This window comes from Streptomyces sp. AM8-1-1 (genome assembly GCF_032229325.1).
Lineage (GTDB): Bacteria > Actinomycetota > Actinomycetes > Streptomycetales > Streptomycetaceae > Streptomyces > Streptomyces achmelvichensis.
The window spans coordinates 4,076,957-4,102,307 of sequence record NZ_CP135086.1; the positions used below are offsets into that span (position 1 = coordinate 4,076,957).

General features: G+C 71.3%; 21 protein-coding genes. 11 read left to right on the top strand and 10 right to left on the bottom strand.

Annotated elements, in window-relative coordinates; translation table 11 throughout:
• The first annotated feature begins 96 nt into the window (after window positions 1-96).
• The 3 genes from RPQ07_RS18350 (at window position 97) to RPQ07_RS18360 (ending at window position 2,321) form a co-directional block, all read left to right on the top strand.
• A complete protein-coding gene (locus RPQ07_RS18350; RefSeq protein WP_313945242.1) occupies window positions 97-762 on the top strand; it encodes a response regulator transcription factor in 666 nt (221 codons plus the stop codon).
• 119 nt (window positions 763-881) lie between these two features.
• Complete coding sequence (locus RPQ07_RS18355) at window positions 882-1,298, top strand: pyridoxamine 5'-phosphate oxidase family protein (RefSeq protein ID WP_313945243.1); 417 nt, start codon at window positions 882-884, stop codon at window positions 1,296-1,298.
• A 15-nt stretch (window positions 1,299-1,313) separates the two neighbouring features.
• Window positions 1,314-2,321, top strand: coding sequence for a phosphotransferase (locus RPQ07_RS18360; RefSeq protein ID WP_313945244.1), 1,008 nt, complete (start codon window positions 1,314-1,316; stop codon window positions 2,319-2,321).
• A gap of 63 nt (window positions 2,322-2,384) precedes the next feature.
• On the opposite strand, the gene RPQ07_RS18365 is transcribed toward RPQ07_RS18360, so the two are convergent.
• Complete coding sequence (locus RPQ07_RS18365) at window positions 2,385-3,917, bottom strand: protein kinase domain-containing protein (RefSeq protein WP_313945245.1); 1,533 nt, start codon at window positions 3,915-3,917, stop codon at window positions 2,385-2,387.
• Between the two features lie 351 nt (window positions 3,918-4,268).
• Here RPQ07_RS18365 and RPQ07_RS18370 point away from each other — a divergent pair, with 351 nt between their 5' ends.
• The 6 genes from RPQ07_RS18370 to RPQ07_RS18395 all read left to right on the top strand — a co-directional run bounded on the left by RPQ07_RS18370 (window position 4,269) and on the right by RPQ07_RS18395 (window position 11,861).
• Window positions 4,269-5,885, top strand: coding sequence for a protein kinase domain-containing protein (locus tag RPQ07_RS18370; protein ID WP_313945246.1), 1,617 nt, complete (start codon window positions 4,269-4,271; stop codon window positions 5,883-5,885).
• 172 nt (window positions 5,886-6,057) lie between these two features.
• A complete protein-coding gene (locus tag RPQ07_RS18375) occupies window positions 6,058-6,621 on the top strand; it encodes a hypothetical protein (protein ID WP_313945247.1) in 564 nt (187 codons plus the stop codon).
• Between the two features lie 85 nt (window positions 6,622-6,706).
• Window positions 6,707-7,375 carry a PadR family transcriptional regulator gene (locus tag RPQ07_RS18380; protein WP_313945248.1) on the top strand — a complete coding sequence of 223 codons (669 nt, stop codon included), beginning with the start codon at window positions 6,707-6,709 and terminating at the stop codon, window positions 7,373-7,375.
• 174 nt (window positions 7,376-7,549) lie between these two features.
• Complete coding sequence (locus RPQ07_RS18385) at window positions 7,550-8,320, top strand: ABC transporter ATP-binding protein (RefSeq protein ID WP_313945249.1); 771 nt, start codon at window positions 7,550-7,552, stop codon at window positions 8,318-8,320.
• Window positions 8,317-11,178: an ABC transporter permease gene (locus RPQ07_RS18390; protein WP_313945250.1), complete on the top strand. Its 2,862-nt coding sequence runs from the start codon at window positions 8,317-8,319 to the stop codon at window positions 11,176-11,178. The genes RPQ07_RS18385 and RPQ07_RS18390 overlap by 4 nt, the downstream gene beginning before the upstream one ends.
• A gap of 140 nt (window positions 11,179-11,318) precedes the next feature.
• Entirely contained in the window at window positions 11,319-11,861 is a 543-nt protein-coding gene (locus tag RPQ07_RS18395) for a bacterial proteasome activator family protein (RefSeq protein WP_313945251.1), read from the top strand.
• Window positions 11,862-12,170: 309 nt separating this feature from the next.
• Here RPQ07_RS18395 and RPQ07_RS18400 read toward each other — a convergent pair whose 3' ends face one another.
• The 7 genes from RPQ07_RS18400 to pdhA form a co-directional block, all read right to left on the bottom strand.
• Window positions 12,171-13,151 carry an NAD(P)H-quinone oxidoreductase gene (locus tag RPQ07_RS18400; RefSeq protein ID WP_313945252.1) on the bottom strand — a complete coding sequence of 327 codons (981 nt, stop codon included), beginning with the start codon at window positions 13,149-13,151 and terminating at the stop codon, window positions 12,171-12,173.
• A 26-nt stretch (window positions 13,152-13,177) separates the two neighbouring features.
• On the bottom strand, window positions 13,178-14,302 hold the full coding sequence (locus tag RPQ07_RS18405; RefSeq protein WP_313945253.1) for a potassium channel family protein: 1,125 nt from the start codon (window positions 14,300-14,302) through the stop codon (window positions 13,178-13,180).
• Entirely contained in the window at window positions 14,254-15,624 is a 1,371-nt protein-coding gene (locus RPQ07_RS18410; RefSeq protein ID WP_313945254.1) for a molybdopterin molybdotransferase MoeA, read from the bottom strand. Before RPQ07_RS18410 ends, RPQ07_RS18405 begins: the two co-directional genes overlap by 49 nt.
• Window positions 15,621-16,502, bottom strand: a complete 882-nt coding sequence (locus RPQ07_RS18415) for an NTP transferase domain-containing protein (protein WP_313945255.1) — start codon at window positions 16,500-16,502, stop codon at window positions 15,621-15,623. The genes RPQ07_RS18410 and RPQ07_RS18415 overlap by 4 nt, the downstream gene beginning before the upstream one ends.
• Before the next feature lie 409 nt (window positions 16,503-16,911).
• Window positions 16,912-18,393, bottom strand: a complete 1,482-nt coding sequence (locus tag RPQ07_RS18420) for a dihydrolipoamide acetyltransferase family protein (protein WP_313945256.1) — start codon at window positions 18,391-18,393, stop codon at window positions 16,912-16,914.
• Entirely contained in the window at window positions 18,393-19,397 is a 1,005-nt protein-coding gene (locus RPQ07_RS18425) for an alpha-ketoacid dehydrogenase subunit beta (protein ID WP_313945258.1), read from the bottom strand. The genes RPQ07_RS18420 and RPQ07_RS18425 overlap by 1 nt, the downstream gene beginning before the upstream one ends.
• Entirely contained in the window at window positions 19,394-20,530 is a 1,137-nt protein-coding gene (gene pdhA, locus RPQ07_RS18430; protein WP_313948940.1) for a pyruvate dehydrogenase (acetyl-transferring) E1 component subunit alpha, read from the bottom strand. Before pdhA ends, RPQ07_RS18425 begins: the two co-directional genes overlap by 4 nt.
• 204 nt (window positions 20,531-20,734) lie before the next feature.
• Between pdhA and RPQ07_RS18435 the strand changes: the two genes are divergently transcribed.
• Window positions 20,735-21,253, top strand: coding sequence for an Lrp/AsnC family transcriptional regulator (locus RPQ07_RS18435; RefSeq protein WP_313948941.1), 519 nt, complete (start codon window positions 20,735-20,737; stop codon window positions 21,251-21,253).
• A gap of 181 nt (window positions 21,254-21,434) precedes the next feature.
• On the opposite strand, the gene RPQ07_RS18440 is transcribed toward RPQ07_RS18435, so the two are convergent.
• Together RPQ07_RS18440 and RPQ07_RS18445 are read right to left on the bottom strand one after the other, a co-directional pair.
• The gene (locus RPQ07_RS18440) at window positions 21,435-22,037 is read right to left on the bottom strand and encodes a TetR/AcrR family transcriptional regulator (protein WP_313945259.1); all 603 of its coding nucleotides are present in this window, start codon (window positions 22,035-22,037) and stop codon (window positions 21,435-21,437) included.
• On the bottom strand, window positions 22,034-23,551 hold the full coding sequence (locus RPQ07_RS18445) for a 3-hydroxyacyl-CoA dehydrogenase (RefSeq protein WP_313945260.1): 1,518 nt from the start codon (window positions 23,549-23,551) through the stop codon (window positions 22,034-22,036). The genes RPQ07_RS18440 and RPQ07_RS18445 overlap by 4 nt, the downstream gene beginning before the upstream one ends.
• Window positions 23,552-23,674: 123 nt before the next feature.
• Here RPQ07_RS18445 and paaN point away from each other — a divergent pair, with 123 nt between their 5' ends.
• A complete protein-coding gene (gene paaN / locus RPQ07_RS18450; protein WP_313945261.1) occupies window positions 23,675-25,336 on the top strand; it encodes a phenylacetic acid degradation protein PaaN in 1,662 nt (553 codons plus the stop codon).
• Window positions 25,337-25,351: the final 15 nt, after the last annotated feature.

Consider the following 25,351-nt stretch of genomic DNA (forward strand, 5'->3'; position numbering starts at 1 on the left):
ACAACCACTGGTCACAGCCTTGCAGGCCGCCGGAACACGGGCACGTTATCCCGGGCACCCCAGGCACGGGAAGAGTAGATGTGTGAGACTGCTTTCGTGCCCGAAGACGGAAAAATCACCGTATTTCTTCTTGACGATCATGAGGTCGTGCGCCGCGGAGTCCACGAACTGCTCTCCGGCGAGGAGGACATCGAGGTCGTCGGAGAGGCGGGCACGGCGGCAGACGCCCTGGTCAGAATCCCTGCGACCAGCCCTGATGTCGCCATTCTCGATGTTCGGCTGCCCGACGGCAGCGGTGTCGAGGTCTGCCGCGAGGTCCGTTCCGCCGATGAGCACATCAAATGTCTGATGCTCACCTCGTTCTCCGACGACGAGGCACTTTTCGACGCGATCATGGCCGGCGCGTCGGGATACGTACTGAAGGCGATCCGCGGGAACGAGCTGTTGACGGCGGTGCGGGACGTGGCGGCCGGCCGGTCGCTGCTCGACCCCGTGGCGACCGCCCGGGTGCTGGAGCGGCTGCGGGGCGGCAACAGCCCGAAGAGCGACGAGAAGCTGGCTTCCCTGACCGAGCAGGAACGCAGGATCCTGGACCTGATCGGCGAGGGACTGACCAACCGGGTCATCGGCGAGCGGCTGCACCTCGCCGAGAAGACCATCAAGAACTACGTCTCGAGCCTGCTGTCCAAACTGGGCATGGAGCGGCGTTCGCAGGCCGCCGCCTACGTGGCCCGGATACAGGCGGAGCGCGAGTACCGCTGACGCCCCGCCTCACCCGTCCGGGCTGACCCGTTCCGGCCCTCGCCACCGGGACCTTCGTCCTTGCGGGCCGAGGGCGGCGGGCCCTTCCGGGCAGGCCGTCCGTCACGGAGAGTGGAGTGATGTCCACCGAGGAAGCCCGCGCGGTCGAACTGCTCGGACGCGTGCCGTACGGCCGGCTGGCGACGAGCATGCGGGCCATGCCGTTCGTCGCGCCGGCCCGGCACATCGTGCTGGACGGCAGCGTCCTCCTGCGGATACACCGCGGTTTCGGCTACCACAGCGCGTGCAACGGCAGCGTGGTGGCCTACGGCGCGGACAACCTCAACTCCGGTGCGGCGGTCCGCTGGTCCGTGCAGTTCAGCGGTACGGCGGAGGTGGTCCAGCCGTCCGAGGAGATGCTGCGGCTCTTCGGGGAGCAGCCGCACCACATGAACGGCGAGGCGTTCGATCCCGTCTATCTGCGGATCGAACCCCGGTTCGTGACCGTGCACACGATGGACTATCTCGAAGAGCGTCCCACCCGACACGCTGCGTGATCTAACATCTGGCGGGTGCCGCGCTCATCTGCAACCGCCCCACCCCTCGGTCCGCTTCTGCGCCGCTACGAGGACCCGGGCGAACCACTGTCCTGCGAGCCGGTCACCCTGGGCCTCCTCAACCGCGGCTACCGGCTGTCCACCACCCGCGGCGCCTACTTCCTCAAGCACCACCTCGACGGCGACCGCGAGGCCATCGCCCGCCAGCACCGGGCGACCAAACGTCTCCAGGCGCTCGGTGTCCCGGTCGCCCCGCCCGTCGAGGACACCGAGGGCGGCACGGTCGCGGTGATCGGCGGCCGCTGTTACGCCCTGCACCCCTGGGTCGACGGCCGCCACCGCGACGGCGCCCACCTCACGACGGCCCAGTCCCGGCGGCTCGGCTCCCTCCTGGGCCTCGTCCACACCTGCCTCGACCAGGTCATGGAGGTCGACCACACAGAACGCGGCGAGTACGAGAGCGCCGACCCCGAGGAGACCTTCGCGCTCATCGACGAACTGCTGTCCCTGGCGCGGGCCACCCGGCCGCACGACGCCTTCGACACCCTCGCCGAGCACCGGCTCGTGGAGCGCCGCGCGCTGCTGGAGCGCCATGCCGGGCACAGACCGCCGCCGGGCTCCGCGGGCGGCTGGGTGCACGGCGACTTCCACCCGCTGAACCTGCTCTACCGGGGCGCGGAGCCCGCGGCGATCGTCGACTGGGACCGGCTGGGCGTGCAGCCGCGCGCCGAGGAGGCCGTACGGGCGGCGGCGATCTTCTTCGTCCAGCCGGCCGGCGAACTGGAACTGCCGAAGGTACGCGCCTACGCCCGGGCCTACCGCCGGGCCGCCGGCGCGGACGCGGCGGAGCTCGCGGCGGCGGTGCACCGGGTGTGGTGGGAGCGGCTCAACGACTTCTGGATACTGCGGTGGCGCTACCAGCTGAACGACCGAAGGGCCGACCCGCAGTTTCCCGCGGTGTCGGCCCTGGCGGTCTGGTGGACGAGCGAGTACGAGGCGGTCCGGGACGCCTTTACGGCCTAGGGCCTGTGGATCGTGCCCGACTCGGCGCCGAACACCGGGTGCCCTGGAGCACCCCGCCCGACGTCAGCCGCCCTCGGTGCCGCCCGGGTCGCCCGGATCACCGTTGGCACCCTCGTTGGTGCCGCCCGTCGGCGGATCCGTGGGCGGGTCCGTCGGCTCGGTCGGCGGGTCCGTGGGCTCCGTCGGCGGGTCCGTGGGCTCCGTCGGCTGGTCGGTGGGGCCCGCCGTCGTCTGCGGATCGCTCGGCGTGACCGGCCGGGTGTACGTCGGCTCCTCCGACGGCTCCTGATTGCCGCCGGTGCTGTCGTCCGGCTCCTCCGTCGGCTGGGTCTCCTCCTCGGTCGGCGTCGGCGTCTCGTCCGGCGTCGTGGGCGTCTCGGAGACCGACGTCTTGTCGGAGGGGGTGCCGCCCGTGTCGCCCGCCTTGTTCAGCGCGAAGGCGATACCGACCGCGATGGCGACCACCGCGAGCACGGCCAGCAGCCATACCTTGCTGCGGCCCTTGCGGCCGCCCGGCCGATGACCGTCGTACGCGCCGTCGTTCGGGTTGGGCGGAGGCAGGAGCGGACCCTGCGAGGTGTCACCGTGCACGGGGTGGTGCACGGCGGTCGGCCCCGTGGTGCCCATGGCGGGCGTCGGCCCGCCGTCGTTCAGCACGACCGGCCCGGTGTTCCAGCTGCCGTTGTGGCTGCCCTGCTGCTGGAGCATCTGCAGCGAGTACTGCACCAGGCCGCGCATCTCCTCCGCGCTCTGGAACCGGTCGTCCGGGTCCTTCGCGAGCGAGCGCATCACCATGCCGTCGAGCTCCGGCGGCACCACGTCCGAGACCTCGGACGGCGGGGCCGGGATGTCCTGGACGTGCTGGTAGACCACCGAGAGCGGGGTCTCACCGGTGAAGGGGGGCCGCAGCGCGAGGAGTTCGTAGAGCAGACAGCCCGTCGCGTAGAGGTCGGACCGGTGGTCGACGGCCTTGCCCAGCGCCTGCTCGGGGGACAGGTACTGCGGCGTGCCCATCACCATGCCGGTCTGCGTCATCGTCGTCGACGCCCCGTGCAGGGCGCGCGCGATGCCGAAGTCCATCACCTTCACCGCACCCGAGTTGGTGATGATGACGTTCGCGGGCTTGATGTCCCGGTGCACGATGCCGTGCTGGTGGGAGTACGCGAGTGCTTCGAGGACGCCGGAGACGATGATCAGGGCCTGCTCGGGCGGCGGGGCCTCGGCGTTCAGCAGCAGATCGCGGATCGTGCGGCCCTCGACCAGCTCCATGACGATGTACGGCACGGACTGGCCGCCCACGACGTCCTCGCCGGAGTCGTAGACCGCCACGATCGCATGGTGGTTGAGGCCCGCGACCGACTGTGCCTCGCGGGTGAAGCGGGCCTTGGAGACAGGGTCCTCGGCGAGGTCGGCGCGCAGCAGTTTCACCGCGACGGTCCGACCGAGCCGTACGTCCTCCGCCGCGTAGACTTCGGCCATGCCGCCGCGGCCGAGGCGGTGCGTCAGCCGGTACCGGCCGTCTCCGACCAGCCCGCCGGTGCCCCAGGAGTCCGCCGCATCCGGCACGCCGCCGCCTGCTTCGGGTTCGGGTGCCATCATTCCTCGCCGTCGTATCTGTCCGCGTGCGTGGGGGTGCGTGCGGGAATCGCTGTCGTCCTCAGGGTGCTTGTGCCGCCTCACGCTACAGCCTCCGCGAGACGCGCCTGCTCGAGATGGACCGGCCATCAAACCCGCTGCCGGTCCGACGGCGCAAATTCCATGCTTTTCCTGTAACGAGTCCGAGACTCTTCTTGTGCGTACGGTCACGGAACGGGCACCCGGCTTGACGTGTCGGACCCCTCGGGCAGACTTGCCCCGTAATAGGGATCACGTAATGCATCACGGATCACGCGGCGACGCGGGCCATCGAGGGCCGTCAGGTGTCCGCGCCGAGGGGGAAGCACAGTCATGAGCCAGGACGGCGCGCAGGGCCGCTATGCGGGTGGGTCCGTGGCGGGTGGCCGGTATCAGCTTCGCGACCTGCTCGGCGAGGGCGGTATGGCCTCCGTCTATCTGGCGTACGACTCGGCGCTGGACCGCCAGGTCGCCATCAAGACGCTGCACACCGAGCTCGGGCGCGAGCAGTCCTTCCGTGAGCGCTTCCGCCGCGAGGCCCAGGCCGTCGCCAAGCTGTCGCACCCCAATATCGTCTCCGTCTTCGACACCGGCGAGGACGAGCTCGACGGCTCGCTGATGCCGTACATCGTCATGGAGTACGTCGAGGGCCGGCCCCTCGGATCCGTCCTTCAGGCGGACGTCCAGCAGTACGGCGCGATGCCGGCCGAGAAGGCGCTCAAGGTGACGGCCGATGTGCTGGCCGCCCTGGAGACCAGCCACGAAATGGGCCTGGTCCACCGGGACATCAAGCCCGGCAACGTGATGATGACCAAGCGCGGCGTCGTCAAGGTGATGGACTTCGGCATCGCGCGCGCCATGCAGTCGGGCGTCACCTCGATGACGCAGACCGGCATGGTCGTCGGCACCCCGCAGTACCTGTCGCCGGAGCAGGCGCTGGGACGCGGCGTGGACGCCCGTTCCGATCTGTACTCCGTCGGCATCATGCTCTTCCAGCTGCTCACCGGACGGCTCCCGTTCGACGCCGACTCCCCGCTGGCGATCGCGTACGCGCATGTCCAGGAGGAGCCGGTCGCTCCGTCCTCGATCAACCGCTCCGTCACTCCCGCGATGGATGCCCTCGTCGCCCGTGCGCTGAAGAAGAACCCGAACGAGCGGTTCCCGAGCGCGGCCGCGATGCGCGACGAGTGCGCACGGGTGATGGGTGCCGGACAGACGGGCGCCCCGGTGATCGTCGGTGGCGCCCCGGCCGCGAGCGGCTCGGGGGTCGGCTCGGCCGTCTTCCCGCCGCTCGACCAGTCGGCGCCGCCGCCGCAGAGCGTGCAGACGCCGTACCAGCCGAGCCCGTACGGCCCGCCGACCCCGGCGCCCGCCCCGACCCCGGCTCCGCAGTACGGCTATCCGCACAATCCCGCTCCGGCGTACCAGACGGCGGGGCCCCTGGCCTCGACGCCGCCTCCGTACACGATGTCCCCGCAGACGGCCACGACCGGCCCGGGTGGCGGCAGCGGCGGCAAGCGGAACATGCCGGTGATCATCGGTGCGATCGCGGTCGCGCTGCTGGCGATCGGCGGTCTGATCGCGGCGATCTCGATGAAGGACAAGGGGAAGGACGACAACACGGGCGGGGACCCGAGTTCGAGCACGTCTCAGCAGGGCGGTGAGCTCCCGCCGGACCGGAACCGGACCATCGAGGCCACCAAGTGCTCCGCGGCGACGGAGGACGGCCAGGACCCCAAGAAGGTCGTGGTCCCCGACCTCCGTTACAAGGACGTGCTGAGCGTCAAGGAGTGCCTGCGGGCCGCGAACTGGACCTGGACCGTCAAGACGGAGGACAACCCCCAGTGGCCCAAGGACGCCGTGGTCGGGCAGTACCCGAGCCAGGGCGCTGCCGTCCTGCCGGGTAGCCAGGAGTTCGAGCTGACGATCTCCACGGGCAAGTCCCCCTGACCTCGCCTTCTGTTCCTTTTCCGACACGGCCCGGTACGCACCACGCGTGCCGGGCCGTTCGTGTTGCCGCGGCCGATGACCCGTACGGCCGGTGCCCGAGATGCCGTCCTTGGTACGTCATGTGACGCTGAGTCCATCAACACAGCGGTTCGGCACGGGAGGGGGTCACCCGGTGACTCCAAGGCTCCGCACGCGGTGCGCCATCGCGGTCGCCTCGTTGCTGCTGGTCGCCCATCCGGCACAGGCGGACGAGTCCGGGACCCCCGAAGCCTCCCCCTCCGGCAGACCCACGGCGTCGCCCTCCCTCGCGGGCAGGCCCGCCGGCGAGGGCCGGCCCCGCCCGGGGCGGCCGTTGCCCCCGGTGAGCGTGAGCCCGAGCACGCCGTCAGTCTCCGCCAAGCCGTCGCTCAACCCGTCCGGCACACCCTCCGCCACGCGTTCCGCGTCCGTTTCCGCGTCTCCGTCGGCCTCGGCGCCCCCCTCCCGCAGGCACCACCATCCTCCGCGGCCCCGTCTCACGGAGGAGGAGGAACCCTGGACGGAGGAGCACGAGGAGGACGCCGAACAGCCGGCGCCTCCGCCGACCCCGTTCGCGCCCGCCGCCGCACGTCAACAGCAGGAACAGGCCGCCCCCGAGGCCGTCGCGAGGCAGATCTCGCCACTGTCCCTCGGCATCGGGATGGCCCTCATGGGCCTCGGAATCGGCTTCCTGGCCGTACGGATGAGGCGCCGCTGAGGCGCCTGTCCTCCTTGAGACGGAGGCGACGGCTCCGCCTCCCGACGGTTGGCGCGCACCGGCATACCCGGTATACATACCGAGTATGTCCATCCGTCACGGGCTCCTCGCCCTCCTGGAACACGGTCCGCGCTACGGCTCACAGCTCCGCACGGAGTTCGAGTCCCGCACCGGTTCCACCTGGCCGCTGAACGTGGGTCAGGTCTACACGACCCTCAACCGCCTGGAACGCGACGGCATGGTCGCCCAGAGCGGTGCGGATGACGCCGGCCACGCGCTGTACGTCATCACCGAGGCCGGTCACACCGAGCTCACCAACTGGTTCGAGACTCCGGTGGACCGGAGCAATCCGCCGCGGGACGAGCTGGCCATCAAGCTCGCCATGGCGATCGGCGCTCCGGGCGTGGACATCCGTGCCGTCATCCAGTCCCAGCGCCATCACACCGTGAAGGCGATGCAGGACTACACGCGGCTCAAGGCCCAGGCGCTGGCCGCCATCGAGAGCGGCGGGTCGCAGGAGCGCGACGACGTGGCCTGGCTGCTCGTCCTGGAACAGCTGATCTTCCAGACCGAGGCCGAGGCACGCTGGCTCGACCACTGCGAAGTACGGCTCATCCGGCTCTCCGCCCAGGCCGAGCGGGGAGCCTCACGCCCGACGGCCACCTCGCTGCTCGGACAGCAGGCGCAGTCCACGCAGTCCGCACCCGCCGCGCAGTCCCCGCAGGCCGATCGCTCCGGGCAGTCCACGGCCTAGCGACAGGCCCCCGGCCGGGGCCGACTCCGCCCGGGGGCCCGGGAGTTCCCGGCCCCCGACCCCACGGTCCGAGCACTGCGCTCCGGACCCCACGGTCCGAGCACCGCTCCGGACCCCCCGGGCCTCACGCCCATCAGTCTTCCGCTCACCCGTCCGTCCAAGGGGGACCCTCCCATGTCCGATCGCATGTCACAGCAGCCACAGGCGTCACAGCAGTCACAGCAGCCCGTCCTGCAACTGCAGGAACTGACCCGTGTCCACGGAAGCGGCGCCACCGAGGTCCATGCCCTGCGCGGCATCAACCTCGACGTCTTCCCGGGCGAACTCGTCGCCGTCATGGGCCCGTCCGGCTCCGGCAAGTCCACGCTGCTCACCATCGCGGGCGGGCTCGACACCCCCACCTCGGGACGGGTGATCGTCGAGAACACCGACATCACCACCGCCAACCGCAAGACGCTCGCCGCCCTGCGCCGCCGCAGCATCGGCTACGTCTTCCAGGACTACAACCTCATCCCGGCGCTGACCGCCGCCGAGAACGTCTCCCTGCCGCGCGAACTGGACGGCATGTCCGCCCGCAAGGCCCGTAACGAGGCCGTCGCCGCCCTCGAGGAGATGGACCTCGCACATCTCGCCAACCGCTTCCCCGACGAGATGTCAGGCGGCCAGCAGCAGCGCGTCGCCATCGCCCGCGCCTTGGTCGGCGAGCGCCGGCTCGTCCTCGCCGACGAGCCGACCGGCGCCCTCGACTCCGAGACCGGTGAGTCCGTGCTCGCCCTGCTGCGCGCCCGTTGCGACGCCGGCGCTGCCGGCATCCTCGTCACGCACGAGCCGCGCTTCGCCGCCTGGGCGGACCGTGTGGTCTTCCTGCGTGACGGCGCCGTCGTCGACCAGACCATCCGCAGCCAGGCCGACTCGCTGCTCTCGGGCCAGGCGGCCGAACTGTGAACAGCTCGTACCACTCCTGGCGGGCCGCGATCCGCATCGCCCGCCGTGACGCCTGGCGCTACAAGGGACGCAGCTTCCTCGTCCTCGCGATGATCGCTCTCCCCATCCTCGGTGTGAGTGCCGCGGATCTCACCCTGCGCAGCGCGGAGCTCTCCACCGCGCAGACCATGGAGCGCAAGCTCGGTACCGCCGACGCGCGGCTGGACGACCCGGGCATGGGCGGGTCGCCCCTCATGCAGTCCCCCAACGGCGACAGCTACATGCCGGTGGGCGACTTCGACAACCGGCCCTACCCGGAGGGCAAGGGCGACGTCAGCAAGGCGCTGCCCGCGGGTGCCACGTCGCTGGCCGACACGACCGGCCGGGCCAAGCTGCGGACGGCACACGGTCTGCTGAACACCGAGGTCCGCGAGATCAAGGCGTCCGACCCCATGGTCAAGGGGATGCTGACCGTCACCGACGGCCGGTTCCCGACGAAGGACGACGAGGTCGCGGCGACCACGCACTTCCTGGAGAACAGCGACCTGAAGGTCGGTTCCAAGGTCACCGCCCGCGGCCTCGACCGCGCGTACACGATCGTGGGCGCCTACGAACTCCCGGACGCGCTGGACACCGATCAGATCAACGCGCTTCCCGGGGCGCTGCTCACGCCGCTGGACAAGGCGCTCGAGAAGGCAGGGCTGCCGACCTCGTCGGCGTCCACCACGTACCTGGTGAAGGTCTCGGGTGGTTTCACGTGGAACATGGTCAAGGCGGCCAACGCCAAGGGCGTGAAGGTCGAGTCGCGTGCCGTCGCCCTCGACCCGCCGGCCGATTCCGAGGTTCCGCTGTTCCAGGAGGACGGCTGGGGCAACTTCGAGCAGAGCACGGCCGCCAAGGCGGCCGCCCTCGCCGCCGCGGGAACCGTCGTCGGTCTGGCCATGCTGGAGATCTGCCTGCTGGCAGGCCCGGCCTTCGCCGTCGGCGCCCGGCGCTCGCGCCGCCAGCTCGGTCTGGTGGGAGCCAACGGCGGTGACCGCCGCCATATCCGTGCCATCGTCCTCTCCGGCGGTCTGGTCATCGGCATCGCCGCGGCCGTCGTCGGCACCATCCTCGGACTGCTGCTCACCTTCGCGCTGCGGCCCGTGCTCGAGAACTACATGGGCGCACGCTTCGGCAGCTTCGACATCCGGCCGCTCGAACTCCTCGGCATCGGACTGCTCGCGGTGTTCACCGGTGTCATGGCCGCGCTGGTGCCCGCCATCACCTCCTCGCGTCAGTCGGTGCTGGCATCGCTCACCGGCCGTCGCGGTGTCCGCAAGAGCAGCCGGGTGCTGCCGGTGATCGGTCTGGTGGCGGTCACCCTGGGCGCGGCCATCGCGCTCTACGGATCGACGATGACCGACCAGTTCATCGTGGTGGCGGGCGGCAGCGCCCTCGCCGAACTGGGCATCGTCGCCCTGACTCCCGCCCTGGTCGGCCTGTTCGGCCGGACGGGACGCATCCTGCCGCTGTCCCCGCGGCTGGCGCTGCGGGACGCGGTGCGCAACCGGGGCCGTACGGCTCCCGCGGTCGCCGCGGTGCTGGCCGCCGTCGCCGGCACGGTCGCGGTGGCGACGTACGCCGCGAGCACGGACGCCCAGAGCAAGGCCGACTACAAGGCACGGCTGCCGCACGGCGCGGTCTCCGTGATGATCGACGAGGACGGCGGACGGGACGTCCCGTCCGTACGCGCCTCGGTGCAGAAGATGCTCCCCGTCGATGTCCGTGCGGATGTGGACCGGGTCTCGGTCGGCAAGGCCGGCTGCTCGATGTACGACGGCGGGGAGGACTGCGGACGGTACGAGGTGATCGTGCCTCTCGCCAACCAGTGCCCGCTGTGGCGCACGGATCCGGCCCACCCGAACGCGGACCCGTGGGAGAAGTTCGGCAAGGCCGAGCGGCGCAAGCTGGCCAAGGACTGGCGCTGCCTGAGCAGCAACGAGGTCAGCTACACCGACAGCGGGCTGCTCGTCGGCGACGCCAAGCTGATGCGGGTCCTCGGAATCGACGACCCGGCGGCCGAGAAGGCACTGGCCGCGGGGCAGATCGTCTCGTTCGACAAGCGCAATGTGGACGCCAAGGGCAAGATCGGCATCCGCCTGATCACCGACACGAAGGCGGCCGACGAAGCACAGGAGAAGGGCAAGGAGGCCCCCGGCGAGGTCAAGTCCTTCGCCACGTACCAGGCCGACGCCCAGCAGAAGTCCTACGGCGTCGCGATGATCATGTCGCCCGCCACCGCGAAGGCGGCCGGGGTCCAGACGGTTCCGTTGGGTGCCTACTACTCCACCGACAAGATGCCGAGCAGTGAGCAGCGCCAGCAGCTGGACGCCGAGCTCGACAAGACCGGCTCCGAGGTCAATCTGCACGTCGAGGAGGGCTACACCAGCGAGAACAGCATCATCCTGCTGGCGCTGACCGTCTTCGCCGGCCTGATCACCATCGGCGCGGCCGGTATCGCCACGGGTCTCGCCCAGGCGGATGCCGAGGCCGACCTGAAGACGCTGGCCGCGGTCGGCGCCCCGCCCCGGGTGCGCAGGACGCTCAGCGGGTTCCAGTGCGGGGTGGTGGCCGCGATGGGTGTGGTGCTCGGTTCGGCGGCCGGAGTGCTCCCGGCGATCGGCCTGCGCCTCACCGAGAAGCGCCAGGAACTGAAGTGGTACGAGGAGGCCCTCGACCAGGGCTACGCCGGCAGTGACTCGCTTCCGTACGTGCCGATCCTCGTCCCCTGGGCGACCCTGGCGGCGCTGCTGATCGCGGTCCCCGTGGGCGCGGCCCTGCTGGCGGCGCTGGTGACCCGCTCCCGTGGCGCCCTCTCCCGGCGCGAGGCGACATGATCGGCCCGGATCGCGTCCTGATCAGCTCGTGACCGGCTCCTGATCGCACTGCCTGCACTTTTGTGCCCCCGTACGAGGGTGGATCACTCTCGTACGGGGGCACACCGTGTGATGACGCACATGTGCGAGAGAATGGCGGCATGGAGATGCCGAGGAATGAACGGTCGCAGGAGAGCCCCCACGTTCTTGTCGTGGGACAGGACGGAATGGCGCTCGGCGGCAGTGGCGGAGACGATGAGTCGCGGGAGGTCCCGTTGACCGAGATGGTGGAACAGCCGGCGAAGGTCATGCGTATCGGCAGCATGATCAAGCAGCTGCTGGAGGAGGTCAGGGCGGCACCTCTGGACGAGGCGAGCCGCGTACGGCTCAAGGAGATCCACGCCGGCTCCGTCAAGGAGCTGGAGGACGGGCTCGCGCCCGAGCTCGTCGAGGAACTGGAACGCCTTTCGCTCCCGTTCACCGACGACGCGATCCCCTCGGAAGCCGAACTGCGGATTGCGCAGGCTCAGTTGGTGGGCTGGCTCGAGGGTCTTTTCCACGGTATCCAGACGGCGCTGTTCGCCCAGCAGATGGCGGCGCGCGCCCAGCTGGAACAGATGCGCCGCGCTCTTCCGCCGGGCGCCTCCCACGAGGACGAGGAGAACCCGCCGCACGGCGCGCTTCGCTCGGGCCCGTACCTCTGACACGGAAGCTCTGACACGAGCTCCGACACCCGCTCTGACACGAAGGTTCGGGCACGGAGGCTCTGAGAGGAACCTCTGATGCGGAGCCTCTGACACGGACTGCGGCCGGCGGGCCGGTCCGGCGCTGTTTTCCAGCGCCGGACCGGCCCGCCGCGGCTTTGCAGCGGCGACCCCGGGGCCGGGGGGTGCCTCGGGGTGTGCCGGTGGCCGGGGGCTTGTGATGTGCCGGTGGCCGGGGGGTGCCTCGGGGTGTGCCGGTGGCGGGGGGGGTGCCTCGGGGTGTGCCGGTGGCGGGTGCGGGGTGCGGGGTCAGCCCGCGACCAGCAGGACCTTCCCGACGTTCCCGCCGGACTCCAGCACGCGGTGTCCTTCCGCCGCGTCGGCGAGCGGGATCTGCCGGTCGACCACGGGACGGATCCGCCCGTTCTCGATCAACGGCCAGACGTGCTCACGTACGGCCGCGATGATCGCCGCCTTCTCGCCGAGCGGGCGGCCCCGCAGCGAGGTCGCCGTCACCGCGGCCCGCTTGCCCAGCAGCGTCGACAGGTTCAACTCCCCCTTGACGCCGCCTTGGAGACCGATCACCGCGAGCCGGCCGTTGACGGCGAGGGCCTGCACGTTCCGGTCGAGATACTTCGCGCCGACGATGTCGAGGATGACGTCCGCGCCCGCTCCGTCCGTCGCCTTGCGCAGCTCTTCCACAAAGTCCTGCTGCCGGTAGTCGATCAGGATGTCCGCACCGAGTTCGGCGCAGCGCGCCAGCTTCTCGGGCCCGCCGGCCGTGACCGCCACCGTCGCGCCGACCGCCTTGGCGAGCTGGATCGCCATGGTGCCGATGCCGCTCGCACCCCCGTGGATCAGCAGCGTCTCGCCCGGACGCAGATGCGCGATCATGAAGACGTTCGACCACACCGTCGCGGTCACCTCGGGCAGTGCCGCCGCCGTCACCAGGTCCATCCCCTGAGGGACGGGCAGCAGCTGTCCTGCCGGCACGGCGACCTTCTCTGCGTACCCGCCGCCCGCCAGCAGCGCGCATACCTCTTCGCCGACGGACCAGCCGGAAACCCCGGGTCCGAGCGCCGCGATGGTGCCGGAGCACTCGAGGCCGGGGTAGGGGGAGGCGCCCGGCGGAGGGTTGTAGAAGCCCTGCCGCTGCAACAGATCGGCGCGGTTGACGGCGCTCGCCGCGACCTCGACGAGGACCTCGCCCTCGCCGGGTACGGGATCGGGGGCCTCGGCCCACACAAGCGCCTCGGGACCGCCGGGTTCGGGAATCGTGATCGCATGCATGGCGGCGAGGCTACCCCCGTGCGGGCCTATTCAACGCTGTTGAGCGATGAGCCTTCGTCGGCCCGCACGATGGTGATCACCCGGTCCGTCAACTGCAGAGGACTCGCGGCGGGATCGTCGTATCCCAGCAGCCGGTGTCCCCGCAGCACGCTCACCACCAGGTCTTTCGTCTCCCGGACGCTGAGGCCGACCTCGGCCTTTATCACCGGCCGTTCGATCAGATCGAGGCCGCTGCCCTGCTGGATGAGGTCCTCCATCACCGCGCCCGCGCTGGGGCTGAGCACGGAGAGGCCCAGCAGGCGACCCGCCGCGCTGGCGCTGGTGATGACCGCGTCGGCACCGGACTGCCGCAGCAGCGGCGCGTTCTCCTCCTCGCGCACCGCCGCGACGATCTTCGCCTTCCGGTTCAGCTGTCGCGCCGTCAGTGTCACCAGCACCGCCGTGTCGTCCCGCTGGGTCGCGATGACGATCTGGTGGGCTCGTTGCAACTCGGCCCGCAGCAGCACATCGCTGCGGGTGGCGTCGCCGATCACTCCCACATAGCCCTCGGCGTTGGCCGTCTCGATCACCTTCTCGCTGGGGTCGACGACGACGATCTGTTCCTGCTTCACACCGGTCGCCGTCAGCGTCTGGAGCGCCGAACGGCCTTTCGTTCCGAAGCCGATGATGACCGTGTGATCGCGCAAGCGAAGCCTCCAGCGGTTCAGCCGCCACTCCTCCCGGGTCCGTTCGGTGAGGACCTCGAGGGTGGTGCCGACCAGGATGATCAGAAAGAGCACGCGCAGCGGCGTGATCAGCAGCACGTTCGTCAGCCGGGCGCCCGCGCTGTACGGGACGATGTCGCCGTAGCCCGTGGTGGAGAGGGTGACCGTCGCGTAGTAGACGGAGTCGAGGAAGTCGACCGAGTCGTCCGAGTTGTCGTGGTAGCCGGAACGGTCCATCCACACCAGCAGAACGGTGATCACCAGGACCGCGAGCGCCATCAGCAGCCGTTTGGCGACCTGGCGCAGTGGTCGGTCGACGACCTGGCGGGGGAGCTTCACCCGACTGGTGACGAGGAACTCCTCCGCCCGCCGGGCCATGGCGTCGTGGCCGGGCAGTTTCACGTGAAACACCCGCCGTCCACGGTCGAGGGGGTCCCCGGGGTCCACGGCAGGTCGAGAACCTCCAGCTCGTCCCCCGGCCGCGCACCGCCGGGCGGCACCACGGCGAGTCCGTCGGCCGCGGCGATACCCCGCAGCATGGCCGGCCCGTTGTAATGCAGCGGCACCAGTTCCTCGCCGCGGTGCACGAACGGCACCAGCCGTGTGTCGTACGGATGCCCATGGACCTCATCGCGTACCGGCGCGAGATAGCCCGCCGTGGCGGCTGTCCCCGCGAGCCCCCGCAGCAGCGGCTCGGCAAGGGTGAGGAGCCCGGACACCGCCGCCAGGGGATTGCCCGGCAGACCCACGAGATGCCGGACAGGGACGTTCTTGCCGGGCGGGAGGGCGGCCAGCAGCATCGGATGCCCCGGGCGTACGGCCACGCCGTCGACCAGCAGCTCCGCACCCACCTTCCGCAGGACGGGATGAACATGGTCGACCGGCCCGGCGGCCGTGCCACCGGTGGTGATGACGAGATCGGCGTCCGACGTGGTGACGGCCCGGTGAAGCGCGTCGGCGTCGTCGCCGAGCGCGCGGGTGGCGACGACCTCGACCCCGAGGGCCCGCAGCCAGGGACCGACCATCGGCCCGAGCGCGTCACGGATCAGGCCGTCGTGGGGGAGTCCTTCGGTGAGCAGCTCGTCACCGAGAACCAGGATCTCGACCCGCGGCCGCGGGACGGTGAGCAGCTCGTCGTAGCCGGCGGCGGCGGCGAGCCCCAGCACGGCGGGGGACACCAGGGAGCCCGTCGGCAGGAGCTGGTCGCCGGAGCGGCACTCCTGTCCGCGCGGACGGATGTCCTGACCCTGCGTCACGGCCCGCTCGGCGTGCAGCAGTCGGCCGTCGGCATCGGTGCGGGCGTGCTCGGTGCGGATCACCGCGGTGGCCTCGGCCGGGATACGGGCCCCGGTGGCGATCCGTACGGCGGAGCCGTCCCTGAGCTCGGGAGCGTCGTCACGGCCCGCGAGGACCGAACCGTCGCCGTGGACCCGCCAGGGGCCGGGGCCCGCCACCGCCCAACCGTCCATGGCGGACGTGTCGAAGGACGGCAGATCGCACAACGCCGTCAACGGCTCCGCCAGCACTTGGCCGACGGCCTGCTCCAGCGGAACCTTCCGGGTACGGGCGGGAGCGCTACGCCCGATACGCGCGGCGAGAGCCCGGGCCGCGGGCCAGGCCGTCGCACGGTGTCCCCCGGTGTCGGGCGCCGTGGGCCGGTTGCCGGTGGGGGTGTGTTCCTGGCGCGACTGCGGGCCGAGCAGCGCCAGGGCCTCCTCGACGCCGTCGGACTCGGGCTCGGCGCCGACCTCGTGCTTGCGACCGTTCATCCGGCGTCGGCCTGGTCCGGCCCGGCGGACTCGGGCGCCGGCTGCTGGGCCTCCGCCTCCCAGCGCCTGGCGAGTGCGGCGGCCTTCCGGGACGCCTCCGCGACCGCTTCCGGCCCGCCGTCACCCGCTGTCGCCGCCGCATACCCCACCAGGAACGTGGTGAGGGGAGCGGCGGGGCGGGCGACGCCGTGCGCGGCATCACGGGCGAGGTCGAGCAGGGCGCCGGTGTCGACGTCGAGCTCGATGCCCAGTTCATCCTTGACTGCGGTGATCCATTCGTCCAGCACGTTCCCATGCTCCCTGATGCGGGCCCTGGCCGCGGAGATGTCCTCCCAGGTGTCGCAGTCGAAGGAGGCGAGCGGCTCCGCGTGGATCCGGGCGAGGTCGAGTTCCTGCGTCAGCAGACGCAACGGCAGCCCGGTCAGACTCCCGTATTCCGTGGCGAGCAGAGCGAGTTCGCGGCGCAGCGGCTCCGTACGGTACGCGGCGACGAGCGGCTGGTCACGCCCGTCGGAGTCGGTGAGCAGTGCCGCCTCCCGCCCGCTGCTGCCGAGGGTGCCGATCAGGCGGCGCACGGTCGGCTCCCCCAGGAACGGCAGATCGGCCGAGAGGACGAGGACGGAGTCGGCGGCGGTCTGCCGCACGCCGGCGTCGAGCGCGGCGAGCGGGCCACCACCCGGGGGTTCCTCCCGAGCCCAGACGACAGGGCGGGCGGTGGCCCTGCGGCCTCCGACGACCACGGTCCGCCCGGCGTCGCGGCAAGCCCCGAGGACGCGGTCGAGGAGCGGCCGCCCTCCGACACTCAGCGCCGGCTTGTCGGCTCCGCCCAGCCTCTTGGCGGCTCCCCCGGCCAGCACGATGGCGTCATACGCGGTCATGCCTGCAGTATGGTCCGCGACGGCCCGGCCGGGGACCCCTGAGTGGATCTCTCTTGATCCCGCCCTCGTGCTTTCTGCGCTCCGCTCCTCCGCTGCTCGGCCGCTGGTGCCCTCGGCTTTCTGCTTTCTGCCGCTTTGGGCGGTGCCGAGCTGTTTGCTGCTCGGCCGGTGCTGTTCGCCCAGGTCCTGTCCGGGCGATCTTCGAGGATCAGCCTGTGGCGTCAGATGCGGTGCATCGCACGGCCGTGGGGCACCCCCGCCGCAGGCTGGGGGAGATCGTCCTCATACCGGGCGTACTCGGGCGACTGAGACAACACAGCGTGGGGGCACCTCCCGTGCCCGAAGGGCTACGAGGGAGTGCCTAGCTGTCGCTGTCGTCACAGGCCCGACAAGATCGCCCGGACAGGACCTACAGCGTGCGCAGCAGCACCGAGGGGTGCTCGACGCAGTCGGCCACGTACCGCAGGAATCCTCCGGCGGTGCCGCCGTCGCACACCCGGTGGTCGAAGGTGAGCGAGAGCTGGACGACCTGGCGCACGGCCAGTTCGCCCTCGTGCACCCACGGCTTGGGCACGATCCGGCCGACCCCGAGCATCGCCGCCTCCGGGTGGTTGATGATCGGCGTGGAGCCGTCGACGCCGAACACTCCGTAGTTGTTCAGCGTGAACGTCCCGCCCGTCAGGTCCGCCGGCGTGAGCGCACCCTGCCTCGCCACCTCGGTGAGCCGCGCGAACTCCGCGCTCAGCGACTCGGCCGAGCGGCTCTGGGCGTCCCGCACCACGGGGACGACCAGACCGCGCTCGGTCTGTGCCGCGAACCCGAGGTGGACCTCGGGCAGCCGGACGATCTCCCTGGCCTCCATGTCCACCGTGGAGTTGAGCTCCGGGTGGCGGGCCAGCGCGGCCGTGCAGATCCGGGCGAGCAGCGCGATGAGCGAGATCTTCGGTCCACCGGCGGCGTTCATCGCGGCGCGGGCGGCCATCAGCTCGGTCGCGTCCGCGTCCACCCAGCAGGTGGCCTCGGGTATTTCGCGGCGGCTGCGGGACAGCTTGTCCGCGACGGCGCCGCGAACACCGCGCAGCGGTATCCGTTCACCGCGCGTTCCGGTCTGTGCCGCAGCGGCAGGGGCGGTGGCGACGGGGGCGCTGGTGGTCGGGGCGGTGATGGTCGGAGCGTCGGCGGGCACGGCCGGAGCCTCGGCCGCGGCCATGGCGCGTTCGACGTCCGCCCGCAGGATCAGGCCGTCCGGACCCGAGCCCGTCAACTGCCTGAGGTCCAGGCCGTTGTCCCGGGCGAGCCTGCGCACCAGCGGCGAGATGACGGGCACGGGCCCGATCGCACCGTCCCGGACAGCCACACCACCGTTGAGTCCGGCGTGACCCGCGACAGCGGCCTGAGCAGCGGGGGCGGGTGTGGGCTCGACGTATGCGGCGGCCGCGGGGGCCGCCGGCGCGGGAGCACGCTCGGCCGGAGCGGCCGGAGCGGCAGGCGGGACAGCGGGCCGAATCCGGCGGCGGCGAGCCGCGGGCGCACCCGTCCCGTACCCCACCAGCACATTGCCGGACGACTCACCCGAGGCCTGCGCCGACGACGCCGACGCAGGCTCAGCGGCCGGACCGGCTTCCTTGCCGTCAACGGCTGACGAGGCGCCGACCGCCACCGTCAGCAGCGGTGCGCCGACCGGCAGTTCGGTGCCCTCCTCGCCGTACCGCGCGGTGACCACACCGCCGTAGGGGCAGGGCACCTCGACCATGGCCTTCGCCGTCTCGACCTCGACCACGGGCTGGTCGATCGCGACGACGTCTCCCACGTCGACCAGCCAGCGCACGATCTCCGCCTCGGTCAGTCCCTCGCCGAGGTCCGGCAGCTTGAACTCCAGCACCTGTGCCATCAGCTCCCCGCCTCCCACTGCAGTCGCGCGACCGCGTCGAGCACCCGGTCCACTCCCGGCAGATGGTGCCGCTCCAGCATCGGCGGCGGATAGGGGATGTCGAACCCGGCCACCCGGAGCACCGGAGCCTCCAGATGGTGGAAGCAGCGCTCCGTCACCCGCGCGGCGATCTCCCCTCCGGGACCGCCGAAGCCGGTGGACTCGTGGACGACGACCGCCCGTCCCGTACGCCGCACGGACGCACAGACCGTCTCGTCGTCGAAGGGCACCAGGGACCGCAGGTCGACGACCTCGAGGTCCCAGCCCTCGGCCGCGGCGGCCTCCGCCGCCTCCATGCAGACCGGCAGGGAGGGGCCGTAGGTGATGAGCGTGGCGCTGCGTCCCTGACGCCTGACCACGGCGCGGCCTATCGGCTCGACGGCGGTGGGTGCCTCCGGCGACCACTGCGACTTCGACCAGTACAGCCGCTTGGGCTCCAGGAAGACCACCGGGTCGTCCGAGGCGATCGCGGCCCTGAGCAGCCCGTACGCGTCGTCGACCGTCGCGGGCGTGACGACATGGAGCCCCGGGGTCGCCATGTAGTAGGCCTCGGACGAGTCGCTGTGGTGCTCGACGCCGCCGATCCCGCCGCCGTACGGCACGCGCACGGTGATGGGCATCGGCATGGCGCCCTTGGTGCGGTTGCGCATCCGGGAGACATGGCTGATCAGCTGCTCGAACGCGGGATACGCGAAGGCGTCGAACTGCATCTCGACGACGGGCCGCAGCCCGTACATCGCCATACCGACCGCGGTGCCGAGAATGCCCGCCTCCGCCAGCGGTGTGTCGGTGCACCGGTCCTCGCCGAACTCCTCGGCGAGTCCGTCCGTCACCCGGAAGACTCCGCCGAGCGTGCCGACGTCCTCCCCCATCACATGGACGGTCGGGTCCTGCGCCATCGCGTCGCGCATGGCGCGCTGCAGGGCCTGCGCCATGGTGGCGGGCTTCACCGCGGCCGTGGTCATCGTGCTTCTCCCTCGGCGTCGAGCTCGGCGCGCAGCTGCGCGGCCTGCTCACGCAGCTGGCTGGTCTGCTCGGCGTAGACATGCTCGAAGAGGTCCATCGGCTGGAGCACCGGCTCGGCGTTCATCCGCTCGCGCAGGTCCGCCGCCATCGTCTCGGCGGAGGCGGCGACGCTCTCCCTGGCCTCGTCGTCCAGCAGTCCTCGCTCCGTCAACTCACGCTCCAGCAGCCGGATCGGGTCGTGTGCCCGCCAGGCCTCGACCTCGGCGTCGCCGCGGTAGCGCGTCGCGTCGTCGGCGTTGGTGTGGGCTTCGATGCGATAGGTGACGGCCTCGATCAGCGTGGGGCCACCGCCGCGGCGGGCGCGGTCGACCGCGTCGCTGAGGACCTCGTGCATCGCGGCGGCGTCGTTCCCGTCGACCAGTCGGCCCGGCATGCCGTACCCCACGGCCTTGTGGGCGAGCGAGGGGGCGGCGGTCTGCTTGGCCAGCGGCACGGAGATCGCGAAACCGTTGTTCTGCACGAGGAAGACGACAGGGGCCTGCCAGACGGCGGCGAAGTTCAGCGCCTCGTGGAAGTCGCCCTCGCTGGTGCCGCCGTCGCCGACCATGGCGAGCGCGACGACGTCGTCCCCCTTGAGCCGGGCGGCGTGCGCCAGTCCGACGGCGTGGGGCAGCTGGGTGGCGAGGGGGGTGCTCAGGGGCGCTATGCGGTGCTCGTGCGGGTCGTAGCCGGTGTGCCAGTCGCCGCGCAGCAGGGTCAGCGCCTGCACGGGGTCCAGGCCGCGTGCCACGGCGGCGAGCGTGTCGCGGTAGCTGGGGAAGAGCCAGTCGCGCTCCTCCAGCGCCAGCGCGGCCGCCACCTCGCTCGCCTCCTGCCCGGTGCTGGAGGGGTAGACCGCGAGCCGGCCCTGCTTGGTGAGGGCGGTCGCCTGCACGTTGTACCTGCGGCCGCGCACCAGCTGGGCGTACAGCTTCAGCAGCAGCTCGGGGTCGGTGCCGGCCGCGGCGTCCGTACCGAGCACGCGGTACGGCTCCGGGTCCGGGAGCAGTGGCGCGGGGTCCGTACGGGGCTTCCACGCCGGGGGCGGCGTGGGCCGGTACGCGACGGCGCCGGGCAGCTCCTGGACCGTCATGCTGCTCTTTCGCACAGCGAGCACCTCCTCCTGGGAGCGACGACGAAGCGGCCGGGGTGTGGCCCGCCTCACCTACCGATTGTTCGGTCGTGGACGCATTTTGGCTACAGGCACCTCCAGCCTGTGGACAAACGGTTCTCCACAGCCTCTGATGGAGACAGGTCGTCCATGCCAGGGAGGCGGGGGGATATGGCAGCTGAACAAATGGCCGACGGCGGGGACGGTTCGGACACGGGCCCTCCGGCCCGCCCGCTCGACGCCATCGACCGCGACATCCTGCGCATCCTCCAGACGGAGGGCCGTGCCTCGATACGTTCCGTGGCCGAGCGCGTCCATGTGTCACGCGCCAATGCGTACGCGCGGATCAACCGGCTCATCGACGACGGCGTGATACGCGGATTCAGCGCTCGGGTCAACCACGAACGCGCAGGTCAGGGCGCCTCCGCGTATATCACCCTCAAGATCGTGCAGAACTCCTGGCGGACCGTGCGCGAGCAGCTCCAGGCGCTGCCCGGCGCCGCGCACATCGCTCTGGTCAGCGGCGATTTCGACGTCCTGCTCCTGGTGCACACCCCGGACAACCGCACCTTGCGGGAGCTGGTCCTTACCCGGCTCCAGTCCATCCCGGAGGTGCTCTCCACCCGCACGCTGCTGGTCTTCGAGGAGACGGACCTCGACCCGGGGCCAGGCCCTGCGGGGACCCCGGACATCGAACCGCTGTAGCAGGCCTGCACTCGCGGCGCGGACCGCCGGAGCGCTGGGCCGTGCGAGTGGAACCCGCGGGTGGCCGGCCCCGGACGGGCCGCGCGGTGCGGTGGCGCGAGGGACGTGCGGAGCGAGCGCGCGTCGTCGCTCGAGGGGTGGTGCCCGCCGGGCGGCGGACGAGGTGAGCAGGCGGCTCCGGTCAGCCCTCGGCGGAGTCCGTACGCAGACCGTCGAAAGCGAGCCGCACGACCGTCTCGGCGACCTGGTCCCCGTCGTAGCCCCCGCCCGCGTGCGGCCGGTACCACTCGACCAGCGAGTTCACCATGCCGAACAGCAGCCGCGTGGCGAGCCGGATGTCCACGTCGGCGCGCAGATCCCCGTCGGCCGCCGCCGCCTTCAGCAGATCGGCGACGCGCTGGTCGAACTCACGGCGGCGTTCCATCGCCCACCGCTCGGTCTTGGTGTTGCCCCGGACGCGCAGCAGCAGCGTCACATAGGGCAGCTCGGCCACCAGCACCTCCACCGTGCGCCGGGTGACGTACTCCACCCGCTCGATGGCGCGCCCGCGCAGGCCTCCCGGCTCGTCCAGGATCGCGAAGAGCGCGTCGATGGCCCGGCTCACGGCCCGGCGCAGCAGTTCCTCCTTGCCGGCGACGTGGTGGTAGATCGAGGACTTGGAGATACCGGCGGCCTGGGAGAGGTGCTCCATCGAGGTGCCGTCGTAGCCGCGCTCGTTGAAGATCCGCACGGCGACCGTCAGCAGCGTCTCGGGTGTGTACGTGTCCCGCTTGGCCGTCGTCATGCGCCTGCCTCGTCCTTCTCGGTGCGAATGTACGACTGCCGGTAGAGCCCCAGGGAGGGGGCGTAGCGCCCGGTGGGCACGCGCGCGTGGAGCTCGTCCAGCAGCTCGTGCGCCCAGGACCGGCCGAGGCGGCGGCCCCACTCGACGGGCCCCAGCGGGTAGTTGACGCCCAGCCGCATCGCCGTGTCGATGTCCTGGGCGGACGCGACCTTCTTGGCCACGGCGTCGGCGGCGAGGTCCACGAGCATCGCGACCGTGCGGGCCACGATCATCCCGGGGACGTCCCGGATGACGCTGACGCTCTTGCCGAGCGCCTGGAACAGGCCGATGGACTGCCGGAGCGTCTCCCACTCGGTGACCTCGGACGCGGCCAGCGCGATCCGGGTGGCGGCGCGGTAGTCGAGGGCCAGGTCGAAGTAGACGACGTCGCGGAACTCGGCCGAGGTCTGGCCGTCGGCCAGCACCAGCTGGCCGCCGCTGGGCAGCAGGATCCGGGTCCCGCGGTCCTCCTCCGTCTCACGGACGGTGATGCCGGCCTCCCGCAGCAGGGCGACCAGCTCCCCCGCGGGCCCGAGGTCGCCCTCGACGGTGATCTCGGTGGGCGGCTCGGTGGCCGGAGCGGTGTGCGGTTCGGGCCGGGTCGCCCCGTCCGTGTACGCGTACCAGCCGCGTCCGCTCTTGCGGCCGTGGAGCCCCGACTCGACCAGCCGGCGCTGGGCGAGCGACGGGACGAACTTGGGACTCTGGAAGAAGGAGTCCCAGACGGAGCGGGTCACGGCCTCGTTGACGTCCTGGCCGATCAGGTCGGTGAGCTCGAAGGGGCCCATCTTGAAGCCGCCGCACTCGCGCAGCACCGCGTCGATCGTGGCGGGGTCGGCGGCCTGCTCCTCGTAGACCGCGAAGGCCTCGGCGTAGAAGGGCCGGGCGATGCGGTTGACGATGAAGCCCGGGGTGTCGGCGCAGCGCACGGGGGTCTTCCCCCAGGCCTTCGCCGTCGCGTACGCGCGCGTGGCGGCAGCGCTCTCCGTGGCGAAGCCGCTGACCACCTCGACCAGAGGGAGCAGGGGCGCGGGGTTGAAGAAGTGCAGACCGACGAACCGGCCGGGGTTCTTCAGGGCGCCCGCCACCGCGGTGACGGAGAGCGAAGAGGTGTTCGTGGCGAGGAGGCAGTCCTCCGCGACGATCTTCTCCAGGGCGACGAACAGCTGCTGCTTCACCGGCAGTTGTTCGACGATCGCCTCGACGACGAGCGCCGCGTCGGCCAGCTCGGCGAGATCCGCCGCCGGCTGCAGACGCGCCCGGGCGCCGTCCCGCTCGGCCGCTGCCATCCGGCCTTTTTCGACCAGCCGGTCCAGACGCGCGCCGATCGCCTCGGCGGCCTCGTCCGCCCGCCCCGGCACGGCGTCGTACAGCAGCACCGGATGGCCCGCCACAAGGGCGACCTGGGCGATTCCCTGCCCCATGGTGCCGGTGCCGACCACGGCGACGGTACGGCTCTGATCGATGGCGGTCATGGAAGCGATCCTCCCCGATGCGTTGTCCACAGGTTTGACAGGCCCCCTTGTACCGACCGATCGTTCGGTTACTCTAACTCTGTCATTCCATCCCTGCCCAGCTCGACGAGGAGTTGGTCCGTCATGCAGCTGACCGAGACCCACCGGCCGACGCTCGACCAGGCCCTCGAGGCGATCCGCACCCGCGCCTACTGGTCCCCGCACCCCGAGCACCCGAAGGCGTACGGCGAGAGCGCGCCGGCCGAGGGACTCGCGGCTTTCGAAGCCCTGCGCGGCACCAGGTTCGACCTGGACCAGCCGGGCACCGACGACTGGACGGGTGGCGAGGTCTCGCCGTACGGCCCGGAGTTGGGCATCGAGTACCCGCACCCCGACCTGGACGTCCTGCTCCCCGCCATGCGCGCGGGAATGGCCGGCTGGCGTGAGGCCGGCCCGGAGACGCGCGCCCTGGTCTGCCTGGAGATCCTGTCGCGCATCAGCGCCCGCACCCATGAATTCGCCCACGCGGTGATGCACACCAGCGGGCAGGCGTTCATGATGGCGTTCCAGGCGGGCGGCCCGCACGCCCAGGACCGCGGCATGGAAGCCGTGGCGTACGCGTACGCCGAGCAGGTCCGCACCCCCGCGGCCGCCGACTGGTCCAAGCCCCAGGGCAAGCGGGACCCGCTGGAGCTGCGGAAGACCTTCACCACGGCCGGCCGCGGTATCTCCCTGCTGATCGGCTGCAACACCTTCCCGACGTGGAACGGCTATCCCGGCCTGTTCGCGTCGCTCGCCACCGGCAACCCCGTCCTGGTCAAGCCGCATCCGCGCGCCGTCCTCCCGCTGGCGCTCACCGTGCGGGTGGCCCGCGAGGTGCTGGCCGAGGCGGGCTTCGACCCGAACCTGGTGGCCCTGGCCGCCGAGCGTCCCGGTGAAGGCATCGCCAAGACCCTGGCCGTGCGCCCCGAGATCAAGATCATCGACTACACGGGTTCCACCGCGTTCGGTGACTGGCTGGAGGCCAACGCCCGTCAGGCACAGGTCTACACCGAGAAGGCCGGCGTCAACACCGTCGTCGTCGACTCCACGGACAACTACAAGGGGATGCTGTCCAACCTGGCCTTCTCGCTGTCCCTCTACAGCGGCCAGATGTGCACCACCCCGCAGAACTTCCTGATTCCGCGCGACGGCATCACGACGGACGCCGGCCACAAGTCGTACGACGAGGTGGTCGGCGACCTGGCGGCCTCGGTGGGCGGACTGCTCGGCGACGACGCCCGGGCGAACGCCCTGCTGGGCGCACTCGTCAACCCCGATGTGAAGGGCCGGCTGGACGGCGCGGCCGGTCTCGGTGAAGTGGCCCTTCCCTCGCGGAAGATCACCAACCCGGAGTTCCCCGACGCCGTCGTGCGTACGCCGGTGATCGTCAAGCTCGACGGTGCCAAGCCGGACACCGAGGCGGTCTATCTGACCGAGTGCTTCGGCCCGGTCTCGTTCGCGGTCGCCGTGGACTCGACCGCGGACTCCCTGGAGCTGCTGCGGCGCACGGTCCGCGACCAGGGCGCCATGACGGTGGGTGCCTACACCACCTCAGCGGAGACGGAGCGCGCGATCGAGGACGTCTGCCTGGACGAGTCGGCCCAGCTCTCGCTGAACCTGACGGGCGGGGTCTACGTCAACCAGACGGCGGCCTTCTCCGACTTCCACGGCTCGGGCGGCAACCCGGCGGCGAACGCGGCCCTGTGCGACGGCGCCTTCGTCTCCAACCGCTTCCGGGTGGTGGAGGTCCGCCGCCAGGCGTGAGAAGAGCTCCGTGCC

What these genes read in the sequence shown, in the direction of transcription:
- RPQ07_RS18410 (WP_313945254.1), bottom strand. Translation starts at nt 15,624, where the DNA reads ATGAACGGTCGCAAGCACGAGGTCGGCGCCGAGCCCGAGTCCGACGGC.
- RPQ07_RS18420 (WP_313945256.1), bottom strand. Translation starts at nt 18,393, where the DNA reads ATGGCACAGGTGCTGGAGTTCAAGCTGCCGGACCTCGGCGAGGGACTG.
- paaN (WP_313945261.1), top strand. Translation starts at nt 23,675, where the DNA reads ATGCAGCTGACCGAGACCCACCGGCCGACGCTCGACCAGGCCCTCGAG.
- RPQ07_RS18385 (WP_313945249.1), top strand. Translation starts at nt 7,550, where the DNA reads ATGTCCGATCGCATGTCACAGCAGCCACAGGCGTCACAGCAGTCACAG.
- RPQ07_RS18415 (WP_313945255.1), bottom strand. Translation starts at nt 16,502, where the DNA reads ATGACCGCGTATGACGCCATCGTGCTGGCCGGGGGAGCCGCCAAGAGG.
- RPQ07_RS18370 (WP_313945246.1), top strand. Translation starts at nt 4,269, where the DNA reads ATGAGCCAGGACGGCGCGCAGGGCCGCTATGCGGGTGGGTCCGTGGCG.
- RPQ07_RS18440 (WP_313945259.1), bottom strand. Translation starts at nt 22,037, where the DNA reads ATGACGACGGCCAAGCGGGACACGTACACACCCGAGACGCTGCTGACG.
- RPQ07_RS18400 (WP_313945252.1), bottom strand. Translation starts at nt 13,151, where the DNA reads ATGCATGCGATCACGATTCCCGAACCCGGCGGTCCCGAGGCGCTTGTG.
- RPQ07_RS18395 (WP_313945251.1), top strand. Translation starts at nt 11,319, where the DNA reads ATGGAGATGCCGAGGAATGAACGGTCGCAGGAGAGCCCCCACGTTCTT.
- RPQ07_RS18365 (WP_313945245.1), bottom strand. Translation starts at nt 3,917, where the DNA reads ATGGCACCCGAACCCGAAGCAGGCGGCGGCGTGCCGGATGCGGCGGAC.
- RPQ07_RS18380 (WP_313945248.1), top strand. Translation starts at nt 6,707, where the DNA reads ATGTCCATCCGTCACGGGCTCCTCGCCCTCCTGGAACACGGTCCGCGC.
- pdhA (WP_313948940.1), bottom strand. Translation starts at nt 20,530, where the DNA reads ATGACGGTCCAGGAGCTGCCCGGCGCCGTCGCGTACCGGCCCACGCCG.
- RPQ07_RS18425 (WP_313945258.1), bottom strand. Translation starts at nt 19,397, where the DNA reads ATGACCACGGCCGCGGTGAAGCCCGCCACCATGGCGCAGGCCCTGCAG.
- RPQ07_RS18445 (WP_313945260.1), bottom strand. Translation starts at nt 23,551, where the DNA reads ATGACCGCCATCGATCAGAGCCGTACCGTCGCCGTGGTCGGCACCGGC.
- RPQ07_RS18435 (WP_313948941.1), top strand. Translation starts at nt 20,735, where the DNA reads ATGGCCGACGGCGGGGACGGTTCGGACACGGGCCCTCCGGCCCGCCCG.
- RPQ07_RS18355 (WP_313945243.1), top strand. Translation starts at nt 882, where the DNA reads ATGTCCACCGAGGAAGCCCGCGCGGTCGAACTGCTCGGACGCGTGCCG.